The 26,370-nt window shown below is 68.1% G+C and carries 23 protein-coding genes; 11 read left to right on the plus strand and 12 right to left on the minus strand.

Translation table 11 applies throughout. The annotated features are described in order from the left end of the window. Window positions 1-8: 8 nt before the first annotated feature. The 3 genes from ACYQML_RS02900 (at window position 9) to ACYQML_RS02910 (ending at window position 2,906) form a co-directional block, all read left to right on the plus strand. Window positions 9-1,880 (plus strand): methylmalonyl-CoA mutase family protein, encoded by a 1,872-nt coding sequence (locus tag ACYQML_RS02900; RefSeq protein ID WP_461234644.1) that lies wholly within the window; start codon window positions 9-11, stop codon window positions 1,878-1,880. A gap of 65 nt (window positions 1,881-1,945) precedes the next feature. Beyond that, window positions 1,946-2,332 carry a hypothetical protein gene (locus tag ACYQML_RS02905; RefSeq protein ID WP_056422356.1) on the plus strand — a complete coding sequence of 129 codons (387 nt, stop codon included), beginning with the start codon at window positions 1,946-1,948 and terminating at the stop codon, window positions 2,330-2,332. Between the two features lie 145 nt (window positions 2,333-2,477). Beyond that, window positions 2,478-2,906 carry a hypothetical protein gene (locus ACYQML_RS02910; RefSeq protein WP_419953077.1) on the plus strand — a complete coding sequence of 143 codons (429 nt, stop codon included), beginning with the start codon at window positions 2,478-2,480 and terminating at the stop codon, window positions 2,904-2,906. 79 nt (window positions 2,907-2,985) lie between these two features. Here the strand turns inward: ACYQML_RS02910 and ACYQML_RS02915 are convergent, their stop codons facing one another. Together ACYQML_RS02915 and ACYQML_RS02920 are read right to left on the minus strand one after the other, a co-directional pair. Then, entirely contained in the window at window positions 2,986-3,270 is a 285-nt protein-coding gene (locus ACYQML_RS02915; protein ID WP_461234645.1) for a hypothetical protein, read from the minus strand. Between the two features lie 28 nt (window positions 3,271-3,298). After that, window positions 3,299-6,052, minus strand: a complete 2,754-nt coding sequence (locus tag ACYQML_RS02920; protein ID WP_461234646.1) for an N-6 DNA methylase — start codon at window positions 6,050-6,052, stop codon at window positions 3,299-3,301. A gap of 405 nt (window positions 6,053-6,457) precedes the next feature. Between ACYQML_RS02920 and ACYQML_RS02925 the strand changes: the two genes are divergently transcribed. Further along, window positions 6,458-7,924: a methyl-accepting chemotaxis protein gene (locus ACYQML_RS02925; RefSeq protein WP_461234647.1), complete on the plus strand. Its 1,467-nt coding sequence runs from the start codon at window positions 6,458-6,460 to the stop codon at window positions 7,922-7,924. Between the two features lie 63 nt (window positions 7,925-7,987). On the opposite strand, the gene ACYQML_RS02930 is transcribed toward ACYQML_RS02925, so the two are convergent. From ACYQML_RS02930 to ACYQML_RS02960, 7 genes are all read right to left on the minus strand, one after another. Continuing rightward, window positions 7,988-9,532 (minus strand): GGDEF domain-containing protein, encoded by a 1,545-nt coding sequence (locus tag ACYQML_RS02930; RefSeq protein WP_461234648.1) that lies wholly within the window; start codon window positions 9,530-9,532, stop codon window positions 7,988-7,990. Window positions 9,533-9,720: 188 nt separating this feature from the next. Then, on the minus strand, window positions 9,721-11,526 hold the full coding sequence (lepA, locus tag ACYQML_RS02935) for a translation elongation factor 4 (protein WP_056422367.1): 1,806 nt from the start codon (window positions 11,524-11,526) through the stop codon (window positions 9,721-9,723). Window positions 11,527-11,721: 195 nt separating this feature from the next. Continuing rightward, on the minus strand, window positions 11,722-11,982 hold the full coding sequence (locus ACYQML_RS02940; protein WP_461234649.1) for a type II toxin-antitoxin system HicB family antitoxin: 261 nt from the start codon (window positions 11,980-11,982) through the stop codon (window positions 11,722-11,724). After that, window positions 11,979-12,329 (minus strand): BrnA antitoxin family protein, encoded by a 351-nt coding sequence (locus ACYQML_RS02945; protein WP_311275786.1) that lies wholly within the window; start codon window positions 12,327-12,329, stop codon window positions 11,979-11,981. The genes ACYQML_RS02940 and ACYQML_RS02945 overlap by 4 nt, the downstream gene beginning before the upstream one ends. Continuing rightward, window positions 12,304-12,591 carry a BrnT family toxin gene (locus ACYQML_RS02950; RefSeq protein ID WP_311275785.1) on the minus strand — a complete coding sequence of 96 codons (288 nt, stop codon included), beginning with the start codon at window positions 12,589-12,591 and terminating at the stop codon, window positions 12,304-12,306. Before ACYQML_RS02950 ends, ACYQML_RS02945 begins: the two co-directional genes overlap by 26 nt. A 119-nt stretch (window positions 12,592-12,710) precedes the next feature. Beyond that, complete coding sequence (locus tag ACYQML_RS02955; RefSeq protein ID WP_461235648.1) at window positions 12,711-15,659, minus strand: response regulator; 2,949 nt, start codon at window positions 15,657-15,659, stop codon at window positions 12,711-12,713. Between the two features lie 162 nt (window positions 15,660-15,821). Then, on the minus strand, window positions 15,822-16,658 hold the full coding sequence (locus ACYQML_RS02960; protein ID WP_461234650.1) for a HugZ family pyridoxamine 5'-phosphate oxidase: 837 nt from the start codon (window positions 16,656-16,658) through the stop codon (window positions 15,822-15,824). 338 nt (window positions 16,659-16,996) lie between these two features. Between ACYQML_RS02960 and ACYQML_RS02965 the strand changes: the two genes are divergently transcribed. The 5 genes from ACYQML_RS02965 to ACYQML_RS02985 all read left to right on the plus strand — a co-directional run bounded on the left by ACYQML_RS02965 (window position 16,997) and on the right by ACYQML_RS02985 (window position 21,190). Beyond that, window positions 16,997-17,707, plus strand: a complete 711-nt coding sequence (locus tag ACYQML_RS02965; RefSeq protein ID WP_018046124.1) for a response regulator transcription factor — start codon at window positions 16,997-16,999, stop codon at window positions 17,705-17,707. A gap of 167 nt (window positions 17,708-17,874) precedes the next feature. Next, complete coding sequence (locus ACYQML_RS02970; RefSeq protein ID WP_405030638.1) at window positions 17,875-19,632, plus strand: stimulus-sensing domain-containing protein; 1,758 nt, start codon at window positions 17,875-17,877, stop codon at window positions 19,630-19,632. A 12-nt stretch (window positions 19,633-19,644) separates the two neighbouring features. After that, window positions 19,645-20,169 (plus strand): HPr kinase/phosphorylase, encoded by a 525-nt coding sequence (locus ACYQML_RS02975; protein WP_461234651.1) that lies wholly within the window; start codon window positions 19,645-19,647, stop codon window positions 20,167-20,169. Between the two features lie 123 nt (window positions 20,170-20,292). After that, window positions 20,293-20,694 carry a PTS sugar transporter subunit IIA gene (locus ACYQML_RS02980; protein ID WP_026597351.1) on the plus strand — a complete coding sequence of 134 codons (402 nt, stop codon included), beginning with the start codon at window positions 20,293-20,295 and terminating at the stop codon, window positions 20,692-20,694. Window positions 20,695-20,866: 172 nt separating this feature from the next. Continuing rightward, window positions 20,867-21,190 carry an HPr family phosphocarrier protein gene (locus ACYQML_RS02985; RefSeq protein ID WP_461234652.1) on the plus strand — a complete coding sequence of 108 codons (324 nt, stop codon included), beginning with the start codon at window positions 20,867-20,869 and terminating at the stop codon, window positions 21,188-21,190. 96 nt (window positions 21,191-21,286) lie between these two features. Here the strand turns inward: ACYQML_RS02985 and ACYQML_RS02990 are convergent, their stop codons facing one another. From ACYQML_RS02990 to ACYQML_RS03000, 3 genes are all read right to left on the minus strand, one after another. Then, complete coding sequence (locus tag ACYQML_RS02990; RefSeq protein WP_056422384.1) at window positions 21,287-22,141, minus strand: GNAT family N-acetyltransferase; 855 nt, start codon at window positions 22,139-22,141, stop codon at window positions 21,287-21,289. Between the two features lie 138 nt (window positions 22,142-22,279). Beyond that, entirely contained in the window at window positions 22,280-23,398 is a 1,119-nt protein-coding gene (locus ACYQML_RS02995) for a CobW family GTP-binding protein (protein ID WP_461234653.1), read from the minus strand. A 31-nt stretch (window positions 23,399-23,429) separates the two neighbouring features. After that, on the minus strand, window positions 23,430-24,953 hold the full coding sequence (locus tag ACYQML_RS03000) for a D-alanyl-D-alanine carboxypeptidase family protein (protein ID WP_461234654.1): 1,524 nt from the start codon (window positions 24,951-24,953) through the stop codon (window positions 23,430-23,432). 382 nt (window positions 24,954-25,335) lie between these two features. On the opposite strand from ACYQML_RS03000, the gene queE reads away from it, so the two are divergent. Both queE and queD read left to right on the plus strand, forming a co-directional pair. Then, window positions 25,336-25,968 carry a 7-carboxy-7-deazaguanine synthase gene (gene queE / locus ACYQML_RS03005; RefSeq protein ID WP_056422393.1) on the plus strand — a complete coding sequence of 211 codons (633 nt, stop codon included), beginning with the start codon at window positions 25,336-25,338 and terminating at the stop codon, window positions 25,966-25,968. A gap of 46 nt (window positions 25,969-26,014) precedes the next feature. Then, window positions 26,015-26,368, plus strand: a complete 354-nt coding sequence (gene queD, locus ACYQML_RS03010) for a 6-carboxytetrahydropterin synthase QueD (RefSeq protein ID WP_056422399.1) — start codon at window positions 26,015-26,017, stop codon at window positions 26,366-26,368. Window positions 26,369-26,370 lie beyond the last annotated feature (2 nt).

Raw genomic sequence — 26,370 nt, forward strand, 5'->3', positions numbered from 1 at the left:
CCCTGACGATGGACAATCGCCCCCTCGCCGACCTGTTCCCCACGCCCACCCGCGAGCGGTGGCTCGGCCTGGTCGAGGGCGTGCTCAAGGGCGGCGATTTCGAGAAGCGCCTGGTCTCGAAGACGGCGGACGGCATCCGGATCGAACCGCTCTACGAGCCCGCCGCTCCGGTGGCGCAGCCCATGCGCGCGCCCGGCCCTTGGCGCATCGCCCAGCGGGTGGACCACCCGGACGCGCAGGCCGCCCACGATCTCGCGATGGCCGATCTCGAAGGCGGCGCCGATGCGCTGAACCTCGTCTTCGCGGGCGCGGTCTCGGCGCGCGGCTTCGGCCTCGATGCCGGAGACGTGGCAACCCTCGACACCGCCCTGTCGGGCGTGATGCTTTCCCTCATCGCGACGCGGCTCGATGCCGGCGGGCGGGGGCTGGAGGCCGCCCGCCTGGTCAAGGCTTTGGCCGCGCACCGCAACGAGGATCTCGGCAGCCTCGACCTCGATCTCGGCCTCGACCCGATCGGGACGCTCGCCGCCACCGGCCGCCTCGACGCGACGCTCCCTGAGATCGGCGCGGCGGTCTCGGCGCTCCTGTCGGAGTTCGACGGAGCCGGCTTCACCGGCCGCGCGATGCTCGCCGACGGGCGCCCCTATCACGAAGCCGGGGCCAGCGAGGCGGCGGAACTCGCCGCCACCCTCGCCACGGCCGTCGCCTATCTGCGCATGCTGGAGGCCGGCGGGCACGACCTCGCCCGCGCCCGCGATGCCGTCGCCATCCTTCTCGTGGCCGATGCCGACGAGTTCCTGACCATCGCCAAGTTCCGCGCCATGCGCCGCCTCTGGGCGCGGGTGGAGGCCGCCTGCGGGCTCGACCCGAAGCCGCTGCGGCTGCATGCCGAGACGGCGTGGCGGATGATGAACCGGAACGACCCGTTCGTGAACATTCTGCGCACCGGCATGGCCGCCTGCTCGGCCGGGCTCGGCGGCGCCGATTCCGTCACCGTCATCCCCTATACCGCCTCGCTGGGCCTCGCCGACGCCTTCGCCCGGCGCGTCGCCCGCAACAGCCAGATCGTCCTGATCGAGGAATCCAACCTCGCCCGCGTGGCTGATCCGGCGGCTGGGGCCGGCGGGTTCGAGGCGCTCACCGAGGAACTCACCACTACGGCCTGGGCCGCCTTCCAGGCGATCGAGCGGGAGGGCGGCATCGTCGCCAGCCTGCAGGCCGGCGCGATCCAGGCCCGGATCGGCGAGACCCGCGCCACCCGCGCGAAGAACGTCGCCACGCGCCGCGAGCCGCTCACAGGGGCGAGCGAGTTCCCCTTCCTCGCCGAGAAGCCGGTGACGGTCCTCGACCTGCCGCCCTCCGATGTCGTGGCGCCCGCCTTCGCCCTCGACGGAGCCGGGACGACCACCTGCGAGGCCCTGCCCTCCTTCCGCCTCGCCGAGCCCTACGAAGCCCTGCGCGACGCGTCCGACGCCCATCTTGCCGCGACGGGGCGGCGCCCTCGGGTGTTCCTGGCCAATCTCGGGACGGTCGCCGTCTTCAACGCCCGCTCGACCTTCGCCGCCAACGCCTTCGCGGCCGGCGGCATCGAGGCGGTGAACGAAGAGGGTTTTTCGGAGAGCGACGCACTGGCCAGGGCTTTCGCCGCATCCGGCGCGCGCATCGCCTGCCTCTGCTCGTCGGACGCCCTCTACGCCACCCACGCCGTCGCGGCGGCCGAGGCTCTGAAGAAAGCGGGCGCGACGACCGTGTACCTCGCCGGCAAGCCCGGCGATCTCGCGGAGGGGCTCAAAGCGGCGGGGGTCGATGCCTATCTGCACGCGGGAGGTGATCTCCTCACGCTGCTTCAGGCCGCCTTGGGCGAAGCCACGACAGCGTGAACCGCAACCGATACGCGATCAGGGACGTTCCCAGCCCCGATCACGTCCTTGCAGAACAGGCTACGATGCGACGCTTCCTTCTTGCCGCCGGCTCCCTCGCCCTCCTCACGACGTCCCTCGGGACCACCGAGGCGGCCACGCGGAAGGTCTCGGTGCCCAACCGCTACGACGGCGCCTGGAGCATCGAGGTCATCACCCAGGACGGCCCCTGCGATCGCGCCTATCGCTACGGCGTCCGGATCGCCAAGGGCGAGGCGAGCTATCCCGGCGGCGATTTCGACATCCGGGGGCGCGTCTCCGGCAACGGCTCCGTGCGGGCGACGATCATGCGGGGTTCCGACGGTGCCACCGTGGTCGGCCAGCTGGATCGCGGCGGCTACGGCAGCGGCACATGGACGAGCAACGGCGCGATCCGCTGCTCCGGCCGCTGGAACGCCGAGAAGCGGGGCTGATCCGGCCCCTGTGATCGGCCGGGCACAGTCGGCTCACGAAATCTCGCATCGCAGGTTTCGGGGCGCATCATGCCCTGTTCCTGTCCAAGTCTTCGATGAATACTTGGGGCGAATCGATTTCGATCGACCTCGAGGTATGTGCGCGATGAAAGCTCGGCTGCTTGGCGCTCTCTTGACCCTTGTCGCGACGGCGGGTGCCGCAAGCGCGGCACCCCGCACACCCGGACACGCCCATGCGGCCATGGCGCCGCTGGAGCGCGCCGCCACGGATTGCTTCGCCGAGACGGTGATGGCCAACCCGGCTGCCATGCGGCACGCCCGGGCGGGCCGCTGGTACGAGGCGGCGGGAATCATCGGCTTCCTCTGCCGCCCCGAGGTGGATGCGATGATCCGCACCCATGACCGGCTCTTCGGCAACGGCACCGGCCAGCGCTATTTCAAGGCCGCCTATACCCGTCATCTCGGCGGCGAGCTCGCCATCCGCCTCCAGCCGATGCTGGAACGCACGGCGGTGGCGACCGCCGAACCGCCCGCCGACCGGACCGCCCCGGAAACCGGCGACAAGGCCCAGTAGCGGTCTCGAACCGAGCCTCGCCGGGTCCGGCTCACTCAGGCCTGTCCGCGCGGCGGCGGTCATCCGCCGGGCCTCGGTATCAGGCGTCGACGGTCTCCTCCTCGTCGTGGGCAGGAACGGCCTCGTCGTCCGGCAGGGCGAGGCGCGGATCAGGCCCGAGGAGCGTCTCCACCAAAGCGTCGATGCGGGCCGACACGCCCTCCTCCCGCAAGGCGTCCCGCACCAGGGCCCTCGCCTTTTGGAACGAGGCCCCCATGGGCAGCGCGACGGCGGCCGCCACCTCTTCCGCCACCGCGCCCTCCGCCGCCAGCCCGGCATGGACCGCCTCGCGCGGGTCGAAGCGGGGGATCGGAAGCGTGAACATCAGCTTGTCGAAGTCCCGCGCGCCCTGCTCACCCCGGCTCTGCAGATGGGCGATGCGGATGCGAGCCGCCTCGCTGTTGAGGATGGCGATAAGAAAGCGGGCTTCGTCCTCGGAAGGAATGTCCGCCCAGTAGAGTTTGTGGTCGATGATTCCCCGGCGATCCCTGACGATACAGGCCGCGGGCCATAATCCGGCCTTGGCGAAGACCACGCGAATGGGCGGCAGCGGAAATTGCGAGGACAATCCGCGTTGGAAATTCCATCGCTGCTTGAGGGTGATGCGTCCGGCGCTGTGTTGCGCCCAGCTTGCCTCGGCTTGTCGCATCCAGGCGCCGAGACGGTTCACACCACGATCGTTCGCCTGTTTTGCGTCGAGAACATTCCCATCGGACGCCACGGGCACGATGCCCTCGAATGCGTTCAGAACGCGGAACGACGCGATGGATTCGCCCAGATAGACCGGCCGGACGTAACCGCTTTCGACAGCCCCCTGTTGAGCGGGCAGGTCTCGCCAAGGAGCTTTCTCCTGTGGGGACCGCCTGCTTCGCAAGAGCGGCGTTGCCGCCGAGACGGCCGGACTGAACGCGATCCACCAGACACAGCATGCGCGGAACGAGGGTCGCCCCTTGATGGAAGAGCGGGCGATAGGGCGAGCCCGCCTCGAAACTCGCCGCCACCGGCGCATCGGCCCGGTCCTGCCGCAGGCAGCGATCCGCCACCTCCTCGGGCACGTCCTTGAAGGGAAGGCGCCCGGCGAAAGCCGTGACCCGCATGGGCGTCGGCCGGGCCTCCCCCGCCGTGACATCGGCGAACAGGACGCAGGTGGGAACCCTGAACAGGGGCGAGACAGCCTGGTTGTCGAGAACCCAGGCGTCCGAGAACGCGACACGGACCTCGGTCCAATCCCCGGTGCGGAAGGCGCGGAACTGGCCCCGGCTCATGGCGGCCAGCGGCAGCACCATGGCGACCCGCCCGCCCGGCAGGTCACCCTCCGGCGGCCGGACATAGAGTTCCGCCGCCCGTGCGAAGAACAGGCCCGACAGATCGGTCTGCGTCACCAGCCGCGCCTCGTCGGGGCCGACCCAGATGCCGAGCCGGCGCGCGGTATCCCGGAACAGCGCCTGCAGGGCGGGCGCCATGTAGCGGTAGGACAGCCAGGGCGGGTTGCCGATGACGACGTCGACCCTGGCGCCGTCCGAGAGCGCGACCGGGCGGCTGAGGTTGCGGGCGAAGAAGCCCCAGACATGGTCGCGCCCGGCCCGGCGCAGGCGGTCGTAGATCGTGAAGGTGGTGACGAGCGTCGCGTGCTGCTCCGCCGCGACGCCGAGCCCCGCGAGCCCGCGCGCGAAGGCGTCCGCCGTGCGGCCGGCCTCGCTGGCATCGTGCATGGCGGTGACGACGCGGTCGAACAGGGGCGGATCGGCACAGAGGCCGAGGGGAAAACGCAGGGTCGGCGCGCCTTTGCGGCCCTCGCGGGGGTCGCGCGGCACCTCGACCACGAGGTCGCTCTCGAACGCGTCCCGCTTCACGTTCCATTGCAGCGCATCGCCGAGATAGACCGGCAGGGAGATGTCGCCGCCTCGCCCCGGCAGGGCGTCGCCGAGCGCCAACAAGTATGTGACGCGGGCGAAGATGACGGCCACCGGATGGACGTCCAGCCCCGTGACCGAGGCGCAGCAGCGCGACGCGATCTCGGTGAGCGGCACGCCCGCCGCGATCAGGGCCTCGCGCTTGAGGCGCACGGCGTGGAACAGGAAGCTGCCCGAGCCGCAGGCGGGATCGAGGCAGGTCTGCTCGGCAGGCCGGTCGAGGGCGCGCCGCACCACCTTCCGGGCGAGCCAGTCGGGGGTGTAATATTCACCGAGATCGTGGCGCTGCGCCGGATCGATGAGGGATTCGTAGAGCACCTTCAGAAGGTCGACATCGACGCTGCCGAGGTCGAACCGGGCGGCATGCGCGGCCAGGCTGGCGACGATGGCCTCCCCGCCCGGCGCCTGGATCACCCAGCCGAAGAAGTCCGTCTCCACCGCGCCGTGGACCCCCGCCTCGTGGAAGGCGCGCCCCGACAGCAGATCCTCGGGCGAGCGCCCGGTGGCGCCCATGGTTCCGGCGGCGATGGCCTTGGCGAGGATGACCAGGTAGGTGTGCTGGAGCCAGAGCGTGTCGTCGTCGATGGCCTTGCCGTAGACGAAGCCGAGATGGCGCGACCAGAGCTGCCGCTTCAGGACCGCCTCCGGGTCCGCCGCCAGCGCCTCCCAGGCCTTGGCGAGGAGGCCGAGGGTCCGCGCGAAGGCGGCGCTCTGGCGGCCGAGCTCGTTGGTGATCCCGGCCGCGTCCGCCGGCAGCCAGTCGAGGACGGCGATGACGCCTTCGAGCCAGGCGGTGAGGCCACGGGCATCCGCCAGCCTCACCTCGTGCTCGGTGAGCCGCACCAGGACGCCGTCCCGCATCTCGTAGGCGACGAAGCTGGCGCCGTCGGTGGCGAGCCCCACGTAACGCTGACCGGTGGCCCCCTCGCGTTCGGGCAGGTAGCGGGTGAGCTGGGCCTCGGCCTCCTTGCCCTCCCGGCGCAGGTCGGACTTGATCTCGATGATCGTCCGGCCGAGCAGGGCATCGAGACGGCCCCTAACCTCAGGTATCTTTCTCTCGAAGAAGATCTGCTCGCTCTTGGCGCCCAGCGCCTCGGTCAGCAGGCGGTAGAGCAGAGCCCTGACCTTCTCATGTCCCGGACGGATCGAGAGTTCCGCGACGATCGCGCTCAGGGAATCACCGTCGATCGACATCCACGCCTCCTCAGGAGAGAAGAGCGGGTTAGTATACCTCAGGTTGTCCATCAAGGGTCGAGCGCACGATGCCTGTGGGGAGGCCGCCCTTGCCGAGGGGCGAAGGGCGAAGCGCGGAGAGGCGATCGAGGATGGCGAGGTGAACCTGGAGGAAACCCGTCGCGGGTACGTCCCGAATTCCGCACGGACCGGAACCGCCATGAACTCCCGGCAGCGTGGGCGGTCGCGCCTGATCTTTGATGAGAATTTGCGCAGGATTGATACCAAATTACCCAGTCGCGCGTGATGAACCGAAGGCTTGATCAAGGAAAGGGACGCTAAGTTCCGGCTGTAAAGAGGCTGCCGACCGGGCCCGGCTTCCGGTCGCCCGGACCGACAGGCTCGCAAGGCTCGCATGAGGGTTTCATGGTCAGGTCGATCGTCGACGGATGGCTCGGCAGGACCGGTCGGCGGCGGGAAGAGAACCCGCCTGCGGCCGGGATGCTGTCGCACGACCTCGGCGCGGTGCTCGCCTTCCTGAACGCGATTTCGCGTGCCTGCACCAACGCGCCGACGCCGGAGGCCGCTATCGTCGATTGCCTCGCCATCGTCGGCCGCTTCACCGAATGGCCGATCGCCCATGCCTATCGACGCATGGATCAGGACGGCGTGGACGCCAGTGGAATGGGCGCCGCGGGCGGAATGGTCTCGATGAGGGCGTGGTACCTCGCCCCGTCCGACGAGCCGGGGCGGGCGGACGCCTTCGTCGCCAGTTCGGAGCGGGCGGTCTTCGCCCCCGGCCAAGGGCTGGTGGGGCGCGTCTGCGCGGAGGGACGCGCGATCTCCTGCGAGGACGTGACGGTTGTGCCCGGCTTCGTCCGGGCGACGGCGGCGCGGGAAAACGGCGTACGCGGCTGCTTCATGTTTCCGGTCCGCATCGGCGACAGGGTCGAGATCGTGCTGGAATTCTTCTCCCGCGAGACGGCGGAGTTGAGCGAAGCCCTGCTCGAACTGATGGCCTACGTGGCCGACCGCCTCGCCATCACGATCACCGACCATGCCCAGCGCGAGCGCGTCCGCTCGCTCATGGCGGCCCTCGACGGGATCGCCTCCGGGCTCGCGGACACGACGATGCAGGTGGAGGCGGGCGCCCGCACGGTCCTCGCCGTGGCCGAGACCGTGGACGAAAGCCGGGCCCAGGCGGACCGGGCGAACCTCGCCGCCTCCCGCGACATCGACGGCGTGTCGGATGCCGCTCAGGGCCTCGTCGCGCTCTCGCGCGAGGCGAGCGCCCATGCCGGGCAGGTCGAGATCATCGCCGACCGGACGGGCGGCATCCTGGATCAAGCGGTGGACGTCTTCTCCGAACTCCAGGAGCGGATCGCCGGCATCGGGCAGATCAGCGACCTCATCGGCACCATCGCTGCCCAGACCAACCTCCTGGCCCTCAACGCCACGATCGAGGCGGCCCGCGCGGGCAACGCCGGACGTGGCTTCTCGGTGGTGGCCGCGGAGGTGAAGGACCTCTCGAACCGGGTCAGCACCGCCACAGCCGAGATCTCGCAGCAGATCGGTCGCCTCAGGGAGGTCGCCGCCCAGTCGACCGCCTCCCTCGCCTCGGTGCGGAACGAGGTGACATCCGTCCGCGTCAGCGCTGCCGACATTTCCCGCGTCAGCGCCTCCCACCAGGAGGCTGCGGGCGGCATCGCCGAAGGCGTGTCGCGGGTGCGCGGCACGATCCTCGAAGCGACCCGCCACCTCGACGCCCTGCGCGCCACGACCGAGGAGGCGCTGGCCTCGTCACAGACCCTCGGGGCGACCTCCGGCCACCTGCGCGACCAGGGTCGCGACCTCGGCGAAGCGACGCGGCAACTGGCCGTCTCGGCCCGTTGAAGGCCTGTGCCGGGATCGCGGTCCCAACCGCTCCGCATCGACCGGGGGTGGTGATGCGCTCTGTCAGGCGCCCGCCAGACGAAAGCTCGCCTGCCGCCGGTCCGCCTCCCCGCGACGGCGCTCGACGCAGCGGGTCTGATTGCGGCCGTTGGCCTTGGCCTCGTAGAGGGCCGCATCGGCGAGACTGTACAGGTCCGATGGCGCCAGGGGATCGGTCGCGGGCGCGCCCATGGTCGCGACGCCGATGCTCACGGTCACCGATCCGGCTTCGATCCCGGCCGCCTCCACCGACAGAAGCGCCACCCTGGTATGGACCCGTTCGGCGATGCGCAGGGCTTCGTCCTTGTCGCCGTCCTGCAGCAGGATCACGAATTCCTCGCCGCCCACCCGGCAGACGATGTCGGCGGGCCGGTGGATGCTCTCCAGCAGGCACCGGGCGAGGCCGCGCAGCACGTCGTCCCCCACCGCATGCCCGTAGCGGTCGTTGAAACGCTTGAAGTGGTCGGCATCGATGGCCAGAAGCGCGAAGGGACGGGTCGCGAGGGCGGCGTCGCTGCGCAGGGCGGCCAGGGCCTCCTCGAACCGGCGGCGATTGGGCAGGCCGGTCAGCGCATCGGTGCGCGACTGGCGGGCGAGTTCGATTTGCATCGCGGTGCGCCGCTCCAACTCCCGGCCGAACAGGAGCGAGAGGCCGATGGTCAGGCCGCACAGCACCACCACGATGGCGCTGATGACGATCGCCTTCGCGCGCCATTCGGCCTCGATCTCGTTCACCGCCAGGGCGACGTTGAGGATCAGCGGCAAGGTCGCGACCTGCGTGAAGGCATAGTTCCGCTCGACCCCGTCGCGGGCGGATGGGGCGACGAAGCTGCCGCTGCCCTCCCGCACGAATCGTTGCAGATTGGACGAGCCGGCGATGCTCAGCCCGATTTGGGAATCGATATACGGGTAGCGCATGATGCGCGTGCCATCGCGCAGGTACAGGTTGATCGCGCCCTCGCTGCCGAGGCCGAGGCGATCGAACAGCCGCGTGAAATACGACAGCTTGAGCGTGCCCAGCACCACCCCGCCGAAGGACCCGTCCGGCTTGTCGACACGGCGGCTCAGCACCATCACACGAGCGCCGGTCAGGCGCGACAGCAGCGGCCGGCTGATGAGGAGGCCGAGGCCGGCCCGGGCTTTGTGGGCCTGAAAATAGTCGCGGTCGAAATTGTTGACGGGGCGCGCCGGGATGGCCTGGCCGTCGAGGATACTGTCGCCCTTCTCGTCGAGGACGAGGATCACGCCGATATCCTGCGCGGTGGTGGCCCGGTCGAACAGGATCAGCTGACGCAGGTCGGGCGAGAGATTGGCCAGAGCGGGCAGTTTCAGGTTCTCGATGACGCCCTGCAGCGAGAGATCGATGATCTCGATGTTGCGGGCGATGTCGCGTTCGATGACCTGCAGCAGGTTCTGGGAGGTCTGCTCGGCCTTCTCCCAGGCATCCTGCCGGAGGTCGAGCAACATGATGGCCGACACGACGAGCATGCCCACAGGCGCCAGGATTCCGAAGGCGATCCACGTATGCGCCGACTGGAACCTGCGAGCGAGTCGTCGCACCAGGATCATCTCACCCCCTCCCAAGCCCCCCTCGGGGTCTTGGTTCTGACAACGCCGCCCTCGCTCCCGCCAGGACGCCGTCCCTGTCACGATACCTAGGACGAGGCATCGTAAGCCGGATGTCTTAAGGCCGGGTTGCCGAACCCGGCAGCGCTACCTGGGGTTGAAAACGGACAGTGCCCCGCCTTCGGCCTTCCTCAATCGTCCATCTTCAGCGCAGCGATGAACGCCTCCTGCGGGATCTCCACGCGGCCGAACTGGCGCATCTTCTTCTTGCCCTCCTTCTGCTTGTCGAGAAGCTTGCGCTTGCGCGAGATGTCGCCGCCGTAGCACTTGGCGGTCACGTCCTTGGAGAGGGCCTTGATGGTCTCGCGGGCGATGATCTTGCCGCCGAGCGCCGCCTGGACCGGGATCTGGAACAGGTGGCGGGGGATCAGGTCCTTCAGCTTCTCGCACATGGCCCGGCCGCGATGCTCGGCGCGGCTGCGGTGGACCAGCATCGAGAGGGCGTCCACCGGCTCGGCATTGACGAGGATCGACATCTTCACGAGGTCGCCCTCCCGGTAATCCGAGATGTGGTAGTCGAACGAGGCGTAGCCCTTCGAGATCGATTTCAGGCGGTCGTAGAAGTCGAACACCACCTCGTTCAAGGGCAGGTCGTACACCACCATGGCGCGCTTGCCGACGTAGTTGAGGTCGACCTGGGTGCCGCGCCGGTCCTGGCAAAGTTTCAGGACGCCGCCGAGATACTCGTCGGGCGTGAGGATGGTGGCGCGGATCCACGGCTCCTCGATGGCGGTGATCTTCATCACGTCCGGCATGTCGGCCGGGTTGTGCAATTCCTTGATCGTCCCGTCGGTCATCTGCAGGCGATAGACCACGGAAGGGGCCGTGGAGATCAGGTCGAGGTTGAACTCGCGCTCCAGACGCTCCTGGATGATCTCGAGATGCAGCAGCCCGAGGAAGCCGCAGCGGAAGCCGAAGCCGAGCGCCGCCGAGGTCTCCATTTCATACGAGAACGACGCATCGTTGAGGCGCAGCTTGCTCATGGCGCTGCGCAGGGTCTCGAACTCGGCGGCATCCACCGGGAAGAGCCCGCAGAACACCACGGACTGCACGTCCTTGAAGCCCGGCAGCATCTCCTTGCAGGGGCGCTTGTCTTCCGTGAGCGTGTCACCCACGCGGGTATCGGCGACCTCCTTGATCGAGCCGGTGAAGAAGCCGACCTCGCCGGGGCCGAGCTCGCCGATATCGGCCATCTTCGGCCGGAACACGCCGATCTTGTCGACGCCGTGCACCGCATCGGCCCGCATCATGCGGATGTTCATGCCCTTCTTGAGCACGCCGTCGACGATGCGCACCAGCACGACGACGCCGAGATAGACGTCGTACCAGCTGTCCACCAGCAACGCCTTGAGGGGCGCGTCGCGGTCGCCCTTGGGCGGCGGCAGGCGCTTGACGATGGCCTCCAGCACCGCCTCGATGTTGAGGCCGCTCTTCGCCGAGATCGCCACCGCCTCGGAGGCGTCGATGCCGATCACTTCCTCGATCTGGGCACGGATGCGCTCGGGCTCGGCGGCCGGCAGGTCGATCTTGTTGAGGACGGGCACGATCTCGTGGTTGGCGTCGAGCGCCTGGTAGACGTTGGCCAGCGTCTGCGCCTCGACGCCCTGGGACGCGTCCACCACCAGCAGCGAGCCCTCGCAGGCCGCGAGCGAGCGCGAGACCTCGTAGGCGAAGTCGACGTGGCCGGGGGTGTCCATCAGGTTGAGGACGTAGTTCTTGCCGTCCTCCGCCTTGTATTCGAGGCGCACGGTCTGCGCCTTGATGGTGATGCCGCGCTCCTTCTCGATGTCCATGGAGTCGAGCATCTGCTCGCTCATGTCACGGAGCGCCACCGTGCCGGTGGTCTGAATCAACCGATCCGCCAGCGTCGACTTGCCGTGGTCGATATGCGCGACGATGGAAAAATTACGGATGTTGTCGATGGGGACGGTGGTCATCGAGGGGTCTGTCTCCGGCGCGGTCGCGGTCCGTCGGCGTAAGGACGGGCCCGGCGCACGGCTTTTCGGTGTGTGGACGCGTGTCGGGAGATAGCAGTGTGGCCCCGGCACGCCAAGCGGAGCCGCGTCAGCACGTGGTCGCGCCCCTCGGTTCCGGGTGCGACGGGTCTCATAACAGCCGACGGTGAGGCGACGTCATCGTCGTCTGGTAGAGACGACGTCCCGTAAGGCGACACGCTCGGTCTCCTCCGGAGTCCCCTCGTTTGGCGGCGGCATAGGAAGGCCCCAGCGCTCATGTCCCCGCCGGACGGCCAACAGGGCCTCCCCCTTTTCATGCAATGCCTCCTCGCGGGTCGCCCCCCAGGCGATCGCTTCCGGCACGGCAGAGCAATAGGCGTGGAGCGCGCCGTCCTCCTCTCGGCGAAGCTCCACCGAATAGATCCGTTCGCCCGTCATCGCGCCAAGTCTCCTGTACCCCTCGCCGAGTCTCCCGCGCGCCTCGCCAAGTCTCCCGCGCCCCTCGCAAGGGCCTCGTGCATCCGCGTCTGCCAGCCCGCGCCGGTCGCCTTGTAGGCGTCCAGCACGGCGGGATCGACCCGGAGCGTCAGGTTCACCTTGGGGGACTCAACGGGCGGCCGGCCGCGCCCGCGCTTCGTCATGAGTTTGTAGATCTCCGGCGCCCCTTCCTTGAGGGGCTTGAGTTCGGCGAGTTCGGCCTCGGTCATCGGGGGCGAGTCGGCCACCTCGTCCCAGTCGTCCTGGGAGAAGCTGACGCCCTCAGGCTTGGGATTGGTGGTCGTCATAAGCCTTCCTCTCCTTTGTATCTGCGCGGCGAATGCTGACGATATCGAACGCCTCTGTCCCCAGGGGTGAAACGATGACGACCACGACGAGGACGTCGTTCCATTCGCCGATGAGCATGTAGCGGTTGCGGCCAGTGCGGCTCGGCCGGGTCGGGCGAATGAGCGCCCGCTCCGCATCGAACAAAGCGTCGAAGTCGGCAAAGTCCAGCCCGTGCTTGAGCAGGTTGGCCTTGCGCTTATGCTCGTCCCAGGTCGCGGTCACACAATTAAATGTAGGGGCGCTTAATGGCGATGCCAAACGGTTTTTCGCTACAGCGAAAAATAAATCGCCCGAACGTAAAAGGTTATGGTCTTATGCAGCAGGCGTTGTGAGATAGCCCCTCACAGCAAAGCCACCGTCTGGCGGATCTCGGGCATGGTCGGCCCGGTGATCTCGTGGACCATGCGGTTCATCAGGTCGCGGGCGACGCGGCATCGCCCCTCGGCCTCGTCGCGCGCGGCACCGGGGGAAAGCGCGGCGAGGGTCCGGTAGGCCTTGGCGAGGTCGCGGAATCCGGTCCTGTCGGCCTCGGCGGCGAGTGATTCCGCAGTGGCCGCGCCCGGGTCCACCGCGGAATGGTCGAGGCGCCGGACGAAGGCGCGCACCGCCTCGCGGGCCGCCTCCGCGCCGATCTCGGCGATCAGGGCGTCGAAGGCCGCCCGGTCGAAGATCGGCGGCCGTTCCGGCATCGGCATGCTCTCGTCCCGCTCCCGCAGCACGATGGAAGAGATCTGCTCGGCCACCGCCCGCGACAGGGTCGGGAGATCGAACGGCTTGCCGAGATAGCCGTTGGCGCCGGCTCCCGTGAGGTCCCGGACCCGGTCCGGCATCAGATTGGCGCTCATGGCCACGATCGGCACCCGGCGCGCCGGGTGCTGCAGGGAGCGGATGCGCCGGATGGCCGTGGTCCCGTCCATTCCGGGCAGCGACACATCCATGAGGACGAGGTCGTAGGCGCTGGCCTGGACTGCGCGGATGCCCGCCTCTCCGTCGGCGACCATGTCGACGCCGTAGCCCAGACGATGCAGCATCGCCTGGACGACCTCCCGGTTGATCGGGTTGTCCTCCACCACGAGGATGCGGCCCGCCCCGGTTGCGGCCGGGCTGGGGACCGGGGCGGCGTCTGTCAGGACGGGCGCCGGCGCCAGGGAGAGGGAGAACCGGTAGGCCGCCGTCTCGCCCTGCGGCGTGCTCCTGTCGATGCGCCCGCCACCCATCAGGCCGACGAGGCGCTGGGCGATGATGAAACCGAGGCCGCTGCCATCGAGAGCCACGGTGCGGGACGCGGCCTGTTCCGGGTCTTCGTCGGCCTGCGCGGTGACGGAGACGCGCCAGCGCTCGACGGGCTCGCCGCCGCGCGGACCCTGCAGCGCGAGGGCGACGCTGCCCCGGCGCAGCGTGCCGATGGCGTCCTGGAGCAGGTTGAGGAGGATCTGCCTCAGGCGGCGCTCGTCGCCGAGGACGTGGCGGGAGCCTTCGCAGGTGACGGTCACGTCGATCGCGACACCCCTCGCCTCGGCCATGGGCCGCACCAGATCGGCCGCCCCCCTCACCAGGGCGGGAAAGTCGAGGGGGACACGGTCGAGGCGCAGGTCGCCCTGCCCGGCCCGGGCATAGTCGAGAACATCGTCCACCGTGCCGATGAGCGAATCGGTGGCCGCCCCGACGAGGGCGAGATAGCGGACCTGATCGGTCGAGAGGCCGGTCGTGTGCGCGAGGAGGTCGGTGAAGCCCTTGATCGTCGTCAGGGGGGTCCGGATCTCGTGGCTCACGAGACCCATGAACTCGGATTTTGCCCGGCTCGCATTCTCGGCCTTGGCCTGGGCCAGTTCGGCGGCGTCGCGGGCCATGCGCAGCTCGTCGGCCTGATCCTGCCGCTTCGTCACGTCCCGCAGGGTGGAGATCACGTTGGGGTCCCCCGGCTCCGCCGAGGTGAGAAGGTCGTTGACCGCCTCGATCCAGATGCAGCGGCCATCCGCATGGCGCATCCGGAACAGGGAGACGATGCTCGGCCGGTCGGGGCCGAGGCGGGCATCCGCGGCCGAGAAGGCGGCCAGGTCGTCGGGGTGGATGCGCGCGCGCGGATCGAAATCCGGCCCTTCCGTACCGAACAGCGCCGCGCCGGAGGGCGACACATAGGCGATGCGCCAATCGCCATGGCGCAGGATGACGACGTCGGTCATGGTCTCGGCGAGGAGCTGGTAATGCGCCTGGCTCGCCGCGAGCTCACGACCGCGCTCGGCCACCCGGACCTCCAGGAGAGCATTGGCCTCCGCGATGGTGGCGCGCTGCTCGGCCGAGACGCGGGCTGCCGTCACGAGGGCCAGGCCGATCTGGTTCACCTCGCGGATCTGGCTGGAGGGCGGCTCGACGGTCTCGCCCCGCCCGATCGCCTTGACGGCCCGCCGCAGCGCTCGCACCGCCTTCGCCACCTGACGGGCATAAAGCCAGGCGACGATCCCGCCGCTGCCCAGCAGCGCGAAGGCGAGGAGGGACAGGATCACGAGGGACCGCCGCAGGGGAACCTCGAACGCGTCCCGGTCCAGCCCGGTCACCACCGTCCAGTCGGAGACGCCGGAGCGATGGCGGAACTCCATGACGCTCGCTTCCGCCTTCTCCCAATCCTCCAGCAGCTGGAGCTTCGACATGGGTGGAAACGGGCTGCCGGCCGGCGATGCGGACGGTTTCGGCACATCGCTCGTTCGCGCGATCACGTGTTGCGCGCCATCGACGAAGACGGCGGCGAACGAATCGTCGATCGCCGCCTGGGCGATCAGCGGGGCGAAGTGATCCACCCGCACGGCGACGGAGACGTACATGTCCGGTGGGCCGCCGCGCAGGACCGGGGCGCAGATCAGGATGATGTCGGCCCCGGTCACCGCGCTCTTGACGGCCGACGAGATGACCGGAAGCCGGGTGGCGAGCAGCGCCGCGACGATGTCGGGCCGGGGAGAGGTGGGCATGGGCTGACCGGCGGGCACACGCGTATTCACGATGTGGCGGCCGTCGAAGCGGGTGAGGGACACGGTGAACTCGGTGGTGTCCACCAGCGCCCGGCCCTGGGCGTCGAACCGCGCCCAATCCTGGGCGTCGATGGAGGGCGAGGTCGCCAGGGTCCTGGCCATCGCGCTCATCTCGGAGAGATCGCGGTCGAGGCGCTCGCGGAGGTGGTCTCCGGTGAGCTGCCCCATCGTCTGCAGGCGAGCGCGTTCCGCCGCGACATACCAATCCGTGGTGGTGACGGTGAGCACCATGAGAGGAAGCGCGATGGCCAGGGCAAAGACCATCATGGTCGCCACGGCCGAGTGTTGCCTCCGCTCTCTGCCTCCGATCACCGCTCGCCACCCTGCCGATGGGCGTCCCGAAGGGAGGCCTGCCTCGCCTCACCTAAACGCGGAGTCGTTTCGATTGCGTAGCGGCAGGCCCGTCGCTTGCGTGGCGGAAGGCCCGGTTCAACCGCCGCTCGGAACCGGGCCGCGATCCTCCTCCGCGCCGCGGGCCTTCGCGGCCATCTCCACCAGGACCTTGCGCAGGCTGCCCATGTCGGTGACCGGCGCGGGGTAGCGGATGCGCGCGGTCCGGTCGCCGGCCAGGAGGTCCATCCCCTCGGGATCGAGGCCGGTCAGGCGCCAGGGTCCGTCGCCGCTGCCCTCGCCCTTGGCGTAGAGGGCGAGCGCGTCGGCATGGTCGGCATTCATGTGCTCCACCGCCCCGCGCTCGCCGGCGATCAGGGCCTCGGCTCCCGTCAGGTCGAGGCGGAGTTCGGCGGGCGTCAACGTGGCCGCCTTGGCAAAACCGCCGTTGAGATGCCCGGCGCTGGGTTCGAGGGCGAAGAAGCCGAAATCGGGGAAGTCCGCATAGAGCTTCGCCTTCGGGTGGCGGGCGACGAAGCGCTCGCGGATGCGCGGCTCAGTGGTCTGGCTGACGCGGCCGGTGACGGTGAGGCGGGGATGGGCCAGGGGATCGCCCTTGCCGCCGGCGCTGAACAGCAGCGACGCGCGGGGATCGGCCAGGAGGTTGCGCGTATGGGCCGAGAGGCGCGAGAGCAGCATCAGGGGCGTGCCGTCCACATCCGTGGCGATCGTCACCAGCGAGGCGAAGGGCGTCCCGTCCTGGGCGTCGAGGCTCGCCAGCGCCCCGGAGCGGATGCTGCGCAGGAGATGCCGGGCGAGGCCGATCGCATCGAACGGGGCCTCGGAGGCCGGGAGCGGTGCGGCGGGCCCCCGCCGCTGCGGCGGTGCCTCTCCCGCCTCGCCCCGACCCTCTTCGATCCGGTTTCCGTCAGCCATGGTGCACCCTGCCCTCAAAAGGTCTCGGACCGGACTTTTCGACCGCCGGCCTTCATTCAGAATCGCGATGATAGGGGTACTCGGACCGCTTACGCGAGGCCGCCGGACTGCGGCACGACGGCCTCAGTCAAGCGTCAAACCGATCTATCCACCGAGCAAGCTCGCTTTTTTCAACCGAAGTCTTTACACAGCCTGACTCTCCGCGCGAATGCGACCCTGCTTCTCGAATGGTTCGCCAGCGCGTCTTGCCGGCCCTCGTCTTCGGAGGGCGGGATGCGGAGACGACATGAGCGAACTGACGTCCGCGAAGGCCGCATCCGAGCAACAGGGAACGCGAAATGCCCACCATCGCCCTCGTGGACGACGATAGAAACATCCTCACCTCCGTCTCGATCGCCCTCGAGACCGAAGGCTACCGGATCCAGACCTACACCGACGGCGCCTCGGCCCTCGACGGGCTGAAACACTCCCCGCCCGACCTCGCGATCTTCGACATCAAGATGCCGCGCATGGACGGGATGGAACTGCTGCGCCGCCTGCGCCAGAAATCCGACCTGCCGGTGATCTTCCTCACCTCGAAGGACGAGGAGATCGACGAATTGTTCGGCCTCAAGATGGGTGCCGACGACTTCATCCATAAGCCGTTCTCGCAGCGCCTCCTGGTGGAGCGGGTGAAGGCCGTGCTGCGCCGCTTCGCCCCCAAGGACGGGCCGGGCGCTGCCGCGCGCGAGGCCGATGCCGCTGCCCGCTCCCTGGAGCGGGGCCTGCTGATGATGGACCCGGAGCGGCACACCTGCACCTGGAAGGGCGAGGCCGTCACCCTCACGGTGACCGAGTTCCTCATCCTGCAGGCCCTGGCCCACCGGCCCGGCGTCGTGAAGAGCCGCAACGCCCTCATGGATGCGGCCTATGACGACCAGGTCTACGTCGACGACCGCACCATCGACAGCCACATCAAGCGCCTGCGCAAGAAGTTCAAAGTGGTCGACACCAATTTCGACATGATCGAAACCCTGTACGGGGTCGGCTACCGCTTCAAGGAAGGCTGAGCGCGGCGCACGGACGCCGAACTCCCCCCGCCCGGCACCGCCACGCGCCGCCCGCTCGAACGGACGAGTTTCGCCGTCGCGTGGCGGTGGTTTCGGGCGTTCCGTGGCGGTGCTTTTGCTGCAACGATGGCGCCCATTCCGGGCCGACTCTCCAACCTCGGACGATCGTGGATTCCCAAGACCAAGCCGACGCCCCGCAACGCGGCCTCCTGGCCCTGCCGCGCACGATCTGGCGCGGCATCGGCCAGCGCGCCTCGTCGAGCCTGACCCGCCGGATCGTCGTTCTCAACCTCGTCGGGCTGATCGCCCTGCTGTTCGGCTTCCTCTACCTGAACCAGTTCCGGCAGGGGCTGATCCAGGCGCGGGTGCAGAGCCTGTTGATCCAGGGCGAGATCATCGCCGGTGCGATCTCCTCCTCGGCCTCGGTGGATACCGACGCGATCCGCATCGACCCCGACAAGCTGCTCCAATTGCAGGCCGGCGAAGGCGGTGCGGGTGACGACAACCCCTCCCCGCTCACCTTCTCCCTCAACCCCGAGCGGGTGGCGCCGCTCCTGCGCCGCCTCATTACACCGACGGGCAATCGCGCGCGGGTCTACGACCAGGATGGCGGCCTGCTGTTCGACACCCGCACGCTCTCGGCCCGCGGCGAGATGGGCCGCAGCGACGGCATCGTCGTCAGGAGCAAGCGCAACCTGCTGGAACAGGCCTGGGAATTCATCCAGGCCAAGCTGTTCGGCACCGCTCGGACGCCGGTTCTGGAGGATGTCGGACCGGCGAGCGGCCACAGCCTGAAGGAAGTCCAGGTCGCCCTCGGCGGCGCCCGCGGCACCCTCGTCCGCCGCAACGAGGCCGGCGAGACGAACGTCTCCGTAGCGGTTCCGATCCTGCGGTCAGGCACGGTCCGGGGCGCCCTGATGCTCTCGACGCAAGGCGGCGACATCGATCGGGTCATCGCCTCGGAGCGGTTCGGCCTACTCCAGGTGTTCCTCATCGCCGCCTCCGTGATGCTGGTCCTGTCGATCCTTCTCGCCGGAGCCATCGCCGGGCCCGTCCGCCGCCTCGCCGACGCCGCCGAGAAGGTCCGCCTCGGCATCAAGTCGCGGGAAGAAATCCCCGACTTTACCGGCAGGACCGACGAGATCGGCCACCTGTCAGGCGCCCTGCGGGACATGACCCAGGCCCTCTATCGGCGCATCGACGCCATCGAGAGCTTTGCCGCCGATGTCAGCCACGAGCTGAAGAACCCCCTCACATCCTTACGTAGCGCCGTCGAGACGCTGCCCCTCGCCAAGACCGACGATTCCCGCTCGCGCCTGCTCGCCATCATCCAGCACGACGTGAAGCGCCTCGACCGCCTCATCAGCGACATCTCGGACGCCTCGCGCCTCGATGCGGAGCTCGCCCGCGCCGAGGCGCGCAAGGTGGACCTGCACAAGCTGATGACAACGGTGGTCTCCGTCGCCAACGAGCGGCGACGCCCGAAGGACGCCCTCATCCAGTTCGACGTGGACACGCCCCCCGGCGATGTGGAGGCGCCCTTCATGATCTTCGGGCATGACAGCCGGCTCGGTCAGGTCGTCAACAACCTCCTGGACAACGCCCGCTCGTTCTCGCCCCCGGACGCCAAGGTGCGGGTGGCCCTGCGCCGGGTCCGCGGCGATGTGGAACTGATCGTCGAGGACGAGGGGCCCGGCATCCCCGAACATGCCCTGGAGCGGATCTTCGAGCGCTTCTACACCGACCGGCCGGAGCAGGGGTTCGGTCAGAATTCCGGTCTCGGCCTGTCGATCTCGCGCCAGATCGTCCAGGCCCATCGGGGCACCATCAGAGCGGAAAACCGCCCCGGCCCGGCTGACGAGGAGGGCGAGGCAACGGTGCGCGGCGCGCGGTTCGTCGTGCGCCTTCCCGCCGCTTCCCGCTAGACGAGCCCGCCCGTGGAACGGCCAACTTCCTCGCGGGCTGTCACGATCCACGCCACCTGCCTCGTCATGGGAGAGGCGGGGCTTCTCATCAGGGGCGAATCGGGGGCCGGTAAATCGAGCTTGGCCCTCGCCCTTCTCGACCGGGCTCGGCAGAACGGCTCCTATGCCGCGCTAGTAGGCGACGACCGTATCGGGCTCGATCGGCATCACGACCGCATCGTCGCGCACGGTCATCCGGCCCTGCACGGCCTCATCGAAATTCGGGGCCTGGGCCTCGCACGCGCATTTCCTCTGGCGGATGCGGCGGTGATCCGGCTCGTGGTCGATCTCGTCGAGACGCTGCCTCGGTTGCCAGAAGCGCCCGTCACTTCCGTCGATCTCATCGGCGTGGCGATTCGCCGAATCATGCTGGACCGCAGCATTCGCGATCGGGGGCTGGCGCCTGGAATCGTCCTCGATACCCTATTGAAGCAGGCGAGCGTTGCCCCATGGACGCACCTCAGCACCGTCTCATGCGAATTCGGCTCTCCCATGTAGCGTGGCGACGACCCACATGACATGATCAGGGGGCTAGGAGGCGTGAGAACGCAACTCTCGTCTTGCGCCCGACCTTGCGCTGCACAAAATGGCGGCTCCCACTGGGTGTCGGAACACGTGTCTATGATTGGAATGGTGCTCGTCACCCACGGGCTGCTCGCCACGGAGTTCAAGGCTGCCCTTGAACATGTGGTCGGTCCGCAAAAGCAGATCGAGACGATCACGATCGGTCCCGAGGACGATATGGAGCTGCGCAGGCTCGACATCGTCTCCGCCGTGGATCGCGTCGATTCCGGCAAAGGCGTCGTCGTGCTCACCGACATGTTCGGCGGGACGCCGTCGAATCTGGCCCTTTCCTGCATGAATGGCGGGACTGTCGAGGTCGTGGCCGGTATCAACCTCCCGATGCTGATCAAGCTTGCCAGCGTGCGCGACGCAGAGCCCCTGGGCGATGCGGTGCTGCATGCCCAGGAAGCGGGTCGTAAGTACATCAACGTCGCGTCTCGCGTCCTCGCCGGCAAATAACACTTCCGCGAGACGATCGGACTTTCCCAAACATCCCTTGTCGGCCTATCAGGCAAGCGTGGCGATTTCGCGCGGCCTTTCCTCGGCGCGGCCGTGCCATCACTGAACGAGGATCGGACCGGTCGCCTCGGGCTTACCGTTGGCGCACCGGCGACAGGGACGGCACAGGCCCATGAGCGACGCTTACGACGATGATGCCGAGGCCGAAGTCCCGGTCCCCGATGGCGGCCAACTGAAGGTTCTCCCGGTCATCAACCGGCGAGGCCTGCATGCGCGGGCCTCGGCCAAGTTCGTGCAGACCGTGGAGAAGTTCGAGGCTGCAGTGACGGTGACGCGCTCCGGCGAAACCGTCGGCGGGCGCTCGATCATGGGGCTGCTCACCCTCGGCGCGGCACAGGGTACCTCGATTACCGTGGTGGCATCGGGCAGCGATGCCGAGGCGTGCCTGGCGGCCATCACAGACCTTCTCGCCAACAAGTTCGGTGAGGACGAATAGGGCCCGCTCCGAGAGACCGACGTCGATTCTCGAGACGATCGACGTCGCGGGTCCCGCCCTCGGCATCAAATGGGCCGAACGATCCGGCGGATCGCGTCAGGCCGCTCGCGCTTCGGCCTGGCGCCACACGATCGAGCCCGGACCGGCGCCGAGGCGCAGGGCTGCCGCGACGATGACGCCGTCCTTGCGCGCGAAATCGACGCTGGTCTGGCGACGCTGGGCGAAGCGCCGCGTGACCACCCTGACCATGGACGAGGCGGACGGATCCGCGACGATGGGGTTTCCAGACACCTGCGCATCGAAAGAGAGATAGGCTTCGACGGCATCGCGAATGCTGCGGGGTTCGGTGATGCGCTCGATCTCAACGCCATCACGGGCCCAAGGTCCGACAAGGCGGATGCTGACTCGATCCCTCGCCGGAACGACCTCCGCAGGCACCGGCTGTGCGAGAAGGGCCGCCTGTTTCGGTGCGGGCGCGGCCGGAGACGGTACCATGATCAGGGTCGAGCGGGGATGGACCGCTTTGATCGCAGCCCGCAACGCGGCTTCGACCTCATCGAGGAAGCCGGGTTCGATGGTGGGGGCGAGAACCGGACCGGGCGGATACCAGGCCTGTACCCGACCATTGCCCCACAGGCCGTGCGGCATGGCGAGTGGAATGACGCCGCGCAGGCGAGCGCGCTCGCCCGACCCGCTCCAGGCAAAGGCAAAGACCAAGTCACGGCCGCCGGACTGGTGCACGGCAGCCGTGAGCAGGTAGTCGGGATCCGCGTAGATCGGTTCCGGCCAGCGGATGCGAGTGAGCAATGCACGCCACGCCTCGGCTTCGATCGGCTCCACCAGGTTGGGCCGCCGCAGGTCGATGTGCCACTCCGCCGGTTCGTGATCCGCCCCGATGCTACCCGCCTCTATGAGCAGCCCGCCCTCAATGATGCTCAGCCCCTGTTTCATTCGGCGATCCCGCTACCGATCCGTCCCGAAACGGGACAGAATTCTTCGCCTCGCGGCGAAGCATGGTATATAGAATCAAATCGAATGCCGCCCGGTTATTCCTGAAACGGGACGGTCTTGGCAGAGATTTCTGGTGGATCAGGCCCCTGGGATCGCCAATGGGTTGGCGGTCAGGGCTACGGCATCGGGCGCATCAATTCTCGGCCGTCCGAGGAAGGCATCCCATAAGCCGGTGACGAAGGCGGGCTCCAGATCGCGCACGATCAGGACGAGACGCGAGCGATGGTCCTCGTCGGGCCAAGCGGCGAGTTGGACCGGCATGTGGATCACGTGCTGCACACCGTGAACCACCATGGGACGATCCGGCTCGTCGGCAAGCGCGACGAGCCCCTTCAAGCGCAGGAGCTTGGGGCCATGTCCGGAGCGCAGCAGGTCGAGGAACATCTCGAAAGCCGCCCGCTTTACCGGCACGTCGCTAGTGAGTGTGAAAGCGCAGATCGCGGCATCGTGCCGGTTCACGTCGTGATGGTGGTGGCCATGATGGGAATCGTGATCCGGGAAGGCTTCAGCGCCGAGCCAGGCCCGGACCTCCTCGCTCTTGCCATCGAGGCCGAAGAACCCGCCAAGCAGATCGGTCGGAGCGATGTCGGGGCCGTGGATCGGCGCCATCGGGTTCACGGCATGAAGCCGGGCGCGTAAGGCTTCGCTGCCACCCGAGAGGAGATCCTCCTTCGCGAGAATGAGCTGGTCGGCTACGGCGACCTGGCGCAGGGCTTCGGGATGAACGTCGATTGTGGCTGCGCCGTTGATCGCGTCCACAACCGTGACGACCGCCTGCAGCCTGTACCGCATGGCGAGATAGGGGTGATAGATCAGGGCATGGAGGATCGGAGCCGGGTCGGCGAGGCCCGTCGTCTCGATGACGACCCGGCGGAACGGCGCGATCCGTCCGTTGTCGCGTTTGCGCAGCAGATCCTCGAGGGTAGCGATGAGGTCGCCGCGCACGGTGCAGCACAAGCACCCGGCGCCGAGAAGGATCATGTCCTCGTCCACCGTCTCGATCAGCAGGTGATCGAGACCGATCTCGCCGAACTCGTTGACGATGACCACGGTGTCCGACAGGGCCGGATCGCGCAGCATGCGATTGAGGAGCGTGGTCTTCCCGGCCCCGAGGAAGCCGGTGAGGACCGTTAGCGGGATCGGCTCGGGACGACGGGAAGCGGTGTCTACCGGAGCGGTCGAGAAAGGATTCGGCATGAACCCGCCCTACCCCGGCAACGCCGCCGGCTCAATCCTCGGCCGAACTGGCAGCGGACGTCTTATTGTTACCGGACGTCCTGGTGGCGCTCTTTGCAGGATTGACGCCAGGCTTTGCACTGGGCTTGGCCTCAGCCTTCGCCGCGGGCTTATCCGACGTCTTTTGGCCCGGCTTTGCAACGGCTTTTCCAGCAGGCTTTTTCCCGGCCTCAGCCTTGGTCGACGGCTTTCCGCCCCCTGCGATGACAGGCGTCATTTCCACCGGAGCGTAGGCGCTGGCGCTGGCAGGCACGGCGGCCTTTCCACTCGGAGCCTTTGACTTCGCGTCCGGCCTAGTGAGCCTGGATGCTTCGCGCTTGGCGTTCGCAGCCTCGACCTTGGCCTTGCGGAGTTCGGCGAGCTTGGCGGCCTTTTCGGCTTTCTCCGCCTCGGCCTGCTCGTTCAGGGCAATGGCACCTTCGGCCGGATCGCGGCCGATCCAGACCAGGATGGGCTGCAGCGGGGCGCGCGGCGGCAGGGCGCGGCCCTTCATCGAGCCATTGTTCAGCGTCGCGAAGGCCAGGGCCGAGCCCACCGGTGCCGCGGCGGCCAGGATCGAAGCGTTCTCGTTGCCGGCCTGCGAGGCGATGGCCCCCGGCCCTTCGTCGACCGGCATCGGCCTACGCTTGTCGCAGATATAGGGACGCATATCCGGCGGCTCGGAGATGGACGAGGATGGCAGCGCATCGAGCGTCTGGGCGGTCCAGCCGGCGGACTGGCTGAACCCGTGGTCGAACAGGTCGGCGGCCTTCAGGTCGCGCTCGCGCGCACTCGGCTGGCCCATCACAACAGTGATGAGACGGCGGCCGTTGCGAGTGGCGCTCGCCACCACGTTGAATCCACCCGCACAGATGAATCCGGTCTTCATGCCGTCGGCCCCGGCATAGCGCCCGAGCAGACCGTTATGGTTCGCCATGATCGACTTGCCGAACTGGATGGCGCTTATGGAGAATAGCGCGCGGCTCTCGGGAAAATCGCGGATCAGCGCTCGTCCGAGCACTGCCATGTCGCGGGCCGAGGTCCATTGCCGCGCATCGGGCAGGCCGTTCGGATTGGTCCAGCGGCTTTCATGCATGCCGATTCGGGCGGAAGTCTCGTTCATGATGGCGGCGAAGCCTTCGACCGAGCCGCCGAGATTTTCGCCGATCGCCCAGGCCACGTCGTTCGCCGACTTGACCATGATGATCTTCAGGGCGTTGTCGAGGGTCAGCTTCGTACCCGGCCGGAACCCCATCTTCGAAGGCGGCTCCGCGGCCGCGGCGGGCGAGATCGTGATGAGGGAATCGAGGGAGACCTTACCCTGTCGCACCATGTCCAGGGCGACGTAGGCGGTCATCAGCTTGGTTATGGAGGCGGGGAACCACGGGTCGGTGGCGCCCTGGGCGTAGACGACCTTGCCCGAATCGACCTCGACCACCAGGATAGGCGACGTCACCGCGCCGGCCGCACCTGATCCGAGAAGTCCCGCCGCGACCGCTAGACCAAGGACAACGCGGCTCAACACTCGGTTCGACATCGGGCCTGTCTCGGCTGGGAACGCTCCGACGCCATAACGGCCGATGCGTCCGGAAAAAGTTAGCGCAACGGCCGAGCTTTGGCGAGGGCTGCCAATCGTCGATCGTCCTCTCGACCGTTCCCCATAGGAGAGATCCGGCAAGGGTATCAACGCCGTTTCCGTGGCAACAGCATGGCGGCGCAGCCAGGATCATGGTGCGCCGCACGGTTGGCATGAAACGACGTTGCCGTAAGTGCATGGATGTGTTGGGCCTTGCGCCATGGCCTCGGAGCGGCGGTGAGTCTATGGGCTGTCTCACCGCGTTCAGGCGCTGAGGATGGCCGTTCGCCATCGCGGGACGGAATTCCATACGGGTTCCACAAGGAGATCGGCCGAGGAATCGATGGCTTACGCGGTCAAGGAACTCTTCCATACCCTTCAGGGTGAAGGGGCCCAAGCGGGCCGCGCCGCGGTGTTCTGCCGGTTCTCCGGCTGCAATCTCTGGTCCGGCCGCGAAGAGGACCGCGCCACGGCCGCCTGCACCTTCTGCGACACGGATTTCATCGGCATGGACGGCGAGGGCGGCGGACGCTTCTCGACGCCGGAGGCTTTGGCCGACGCCATCGCCGCCACCTGGGAGGGCGGCGCCTCCCATCATTACGTGGTGTTCACTGGCGGCGAACCGTTGCTGCAGCTCGACCCCGCACTTATCGCGGCGGTGCATGCGCGCGGCTTCGAGATCGCGGTGGAGACCAACGGCACCTTGGCGGCCCCCGAGGGGATCGACTGGATCTGCGTGAGCCCGAAGGCGGGCAACGCCCTCGTCCAGACTACGGGCCACGAACTGAAACTCGTCTATCCGCAGGCTGCAGCGATGCCCGATCTGTTTGCCGCCCTCGGCTTCCGCCACCATTGGCTCCAGCCCATGGACGGGCCGGACCGGGTTGCCCATACGCAGGCTGCGGTGGAGTATTGCCGTCGAGACGCGCGCTGGCGGCTGTCGCTCCAGACCCACAAGATCATCGGTATTCCGTAATCCCGAACCGGTCACGTCAGCGCGTGAGGAACCCCAGAGTCAGTCGATGAAGATCACCCAAGCCTTTACCTTCGAGGCGGCGCACCGCCTGCCCAACGTGCCGGAGACCCATCGCTGCCATCGCATGCATGGGCATTCCTACCGGGTCGAGCTGACGATCTCGGGGGAGGTCGATGCCGAAACCGGCTGGGTCATCGACTTCTTCGATGTGGAGCATGCCTTCGCGCCGATCCTGCTCCAGCTCGACCATTACTGCCTCAACGAGATCGAGGGGCTCGAGAACCCCACTGCAGAGAACATCGCGGCCTGGATCTGGCATCGGACGAAGCCGGCTCTGCCCGGCCTATCTTCGGTCAAGGTGTTGGAGACCCCGATGTCCTGGGCAGAATACGAAGGCTGACG

It is taken from the genome of Methylobacterium sp. CM6244 (assembly GCF_054817885.1).

Bases quoted from the DNA above. Each gene is read 5' to 3' on its own strand.
- ACYQML_RS02900 (WP_461234644.1), top strand. From the start codon at position 9: ATGGACAATCGCCCCCTCGCCGACCTGTTCCCCACGCCCACCCGCGAG.
- ACYQML_RS02905 (WP_056422356.1), top strand. From the start codon at position 1,946: ATGCGACGCTTCCTTCTTGCCGCCGGCTCCCTCGCCCTCCTCACGACG.
- ACYQML_RS02910 (WP_419953077.1), top strand. From the start codon at position 2,478: ATGAAAGCTCGGCTGCTTGGCGCTCTCTTGACCCTTGTCGCGACGGCG.
- ACYQML_RS02915 (WP_461234645.1), bottom strand. From the start codon at position 3,270: ATGTTCACGCTTCCGATCCCCCGCTTCGACCCGCGCGAGGCGGTCCAT.
- ACYQML_RS02920 (WP_461234646.1), bottom strand. From the start codon at position 6,052: ATGTCGATCGACGGTGATTCCCTGAGCGCGATCGTCGCGGAACTCTCG.
- ACYQML_RS02925 (WP_461234647.1), top strand. From the start codon at position 6,458: ATGGTCAGGTCGATCGTCGACGGATGGCTCGGCAGGACCGGTCGGCGG.
- ACYQML_RS02930 (WP_461234648.1), bottom strand. From the start codon at position 9,532: ATGATCCTGGTGCGACGACTCGCTCGCAGGTTCCAGTCGGCGCATACG.
- lepA (WP_056422367.1), bottom strand. From the start codon at position 11,526: ATGACCACCGTCCCCATCGACAACATCCGTAATTTTTCCATCGTCGCG.
- ACYQML_RS02940 (WP_461234649.1), bottom strand. From the start codon at position 11,982: ATGACGGGCGAACGGATCTATTCGGTGGAGCTTCGCCGAGAGGAGGAC.
- ACYQML_RS02945 (WP_311275786.1), bottom strand. From the start codon at position 12,329: ATGACGACCACCAATCCCAAGCCTGAGGGCGTCAGCTTCTCCCAGGAC.
- ACYQML_RS02955 (WP_461235648.1), bottom strand. From the start codon at position 15,659: ATGATGGTCTTTGCCCTGGCCATCGCGCTTCCTCTCATGGTGCTCACC.
- ACYQML_RS02960 (WP_461234650.1), bottom strand. From the start codon at position 16,658: ATGGCTGACGGAAACCGGATCGAAGAGGGTCGGGGCGAGGCGGGAGAG.
- ACYQML_RS02965 (WP_018046124.1), top strand. From the start codon at position 16,997: ATGCCCACCATCGCCCTCGTGGACGACGATAGAAACATCCTCACCTCC.
- ACYQML_RS02980 (WP_026597351.1), top strand. From the start codon at position 20,293: ATGATTGGAATGGTGCTCGTCACCCACGGGCTGCTCGCCACGGAGTTC.
- ACYQML_RS02985 (WP_461234652.1), top strand. From the start codon at position 20,867: ATGAGCGACGCTTACGACGATGATGCCGAGGCCGAAGTCCCGGTCCCC.
- ACYQML_RS02990 (WP_056422384.1), bottom strand. From the start codon at position 22,141: ATGAAACAGGGGCTGAGCATCATTGAGGGCGGGCTGCTCATAGAGGCG.
- ACYQML_RS02995 (WP_461234653.1), bottom strand. From the start codon at position 23,398: ATGCCGAATCCTTTCTCGACCGCTCCGGTAGACACCGCTTCCCGTCGT.
- ACYQML_RS03000 (WP_461234654.1), bottom strand. From the start codon at position 24,953: ATGTCGAACCGAGTGTTGAGCCGCGTTGTCCTTGGTCTAGCGGTCGCG.
- queE (WP_056422393.1), top strand. From the start codon at position 25,336: ATGGCTTACGCGGTCAAGGAACTCTTCCATACCCTTCAGGGTGAAGGG.
- queD (WP_056422399.1), top strand. From the start codon at position 26,015: ATGAAGATCACCCAAGCCTTTACCTTCGAGGCGGCGCACCGCCTGCCC.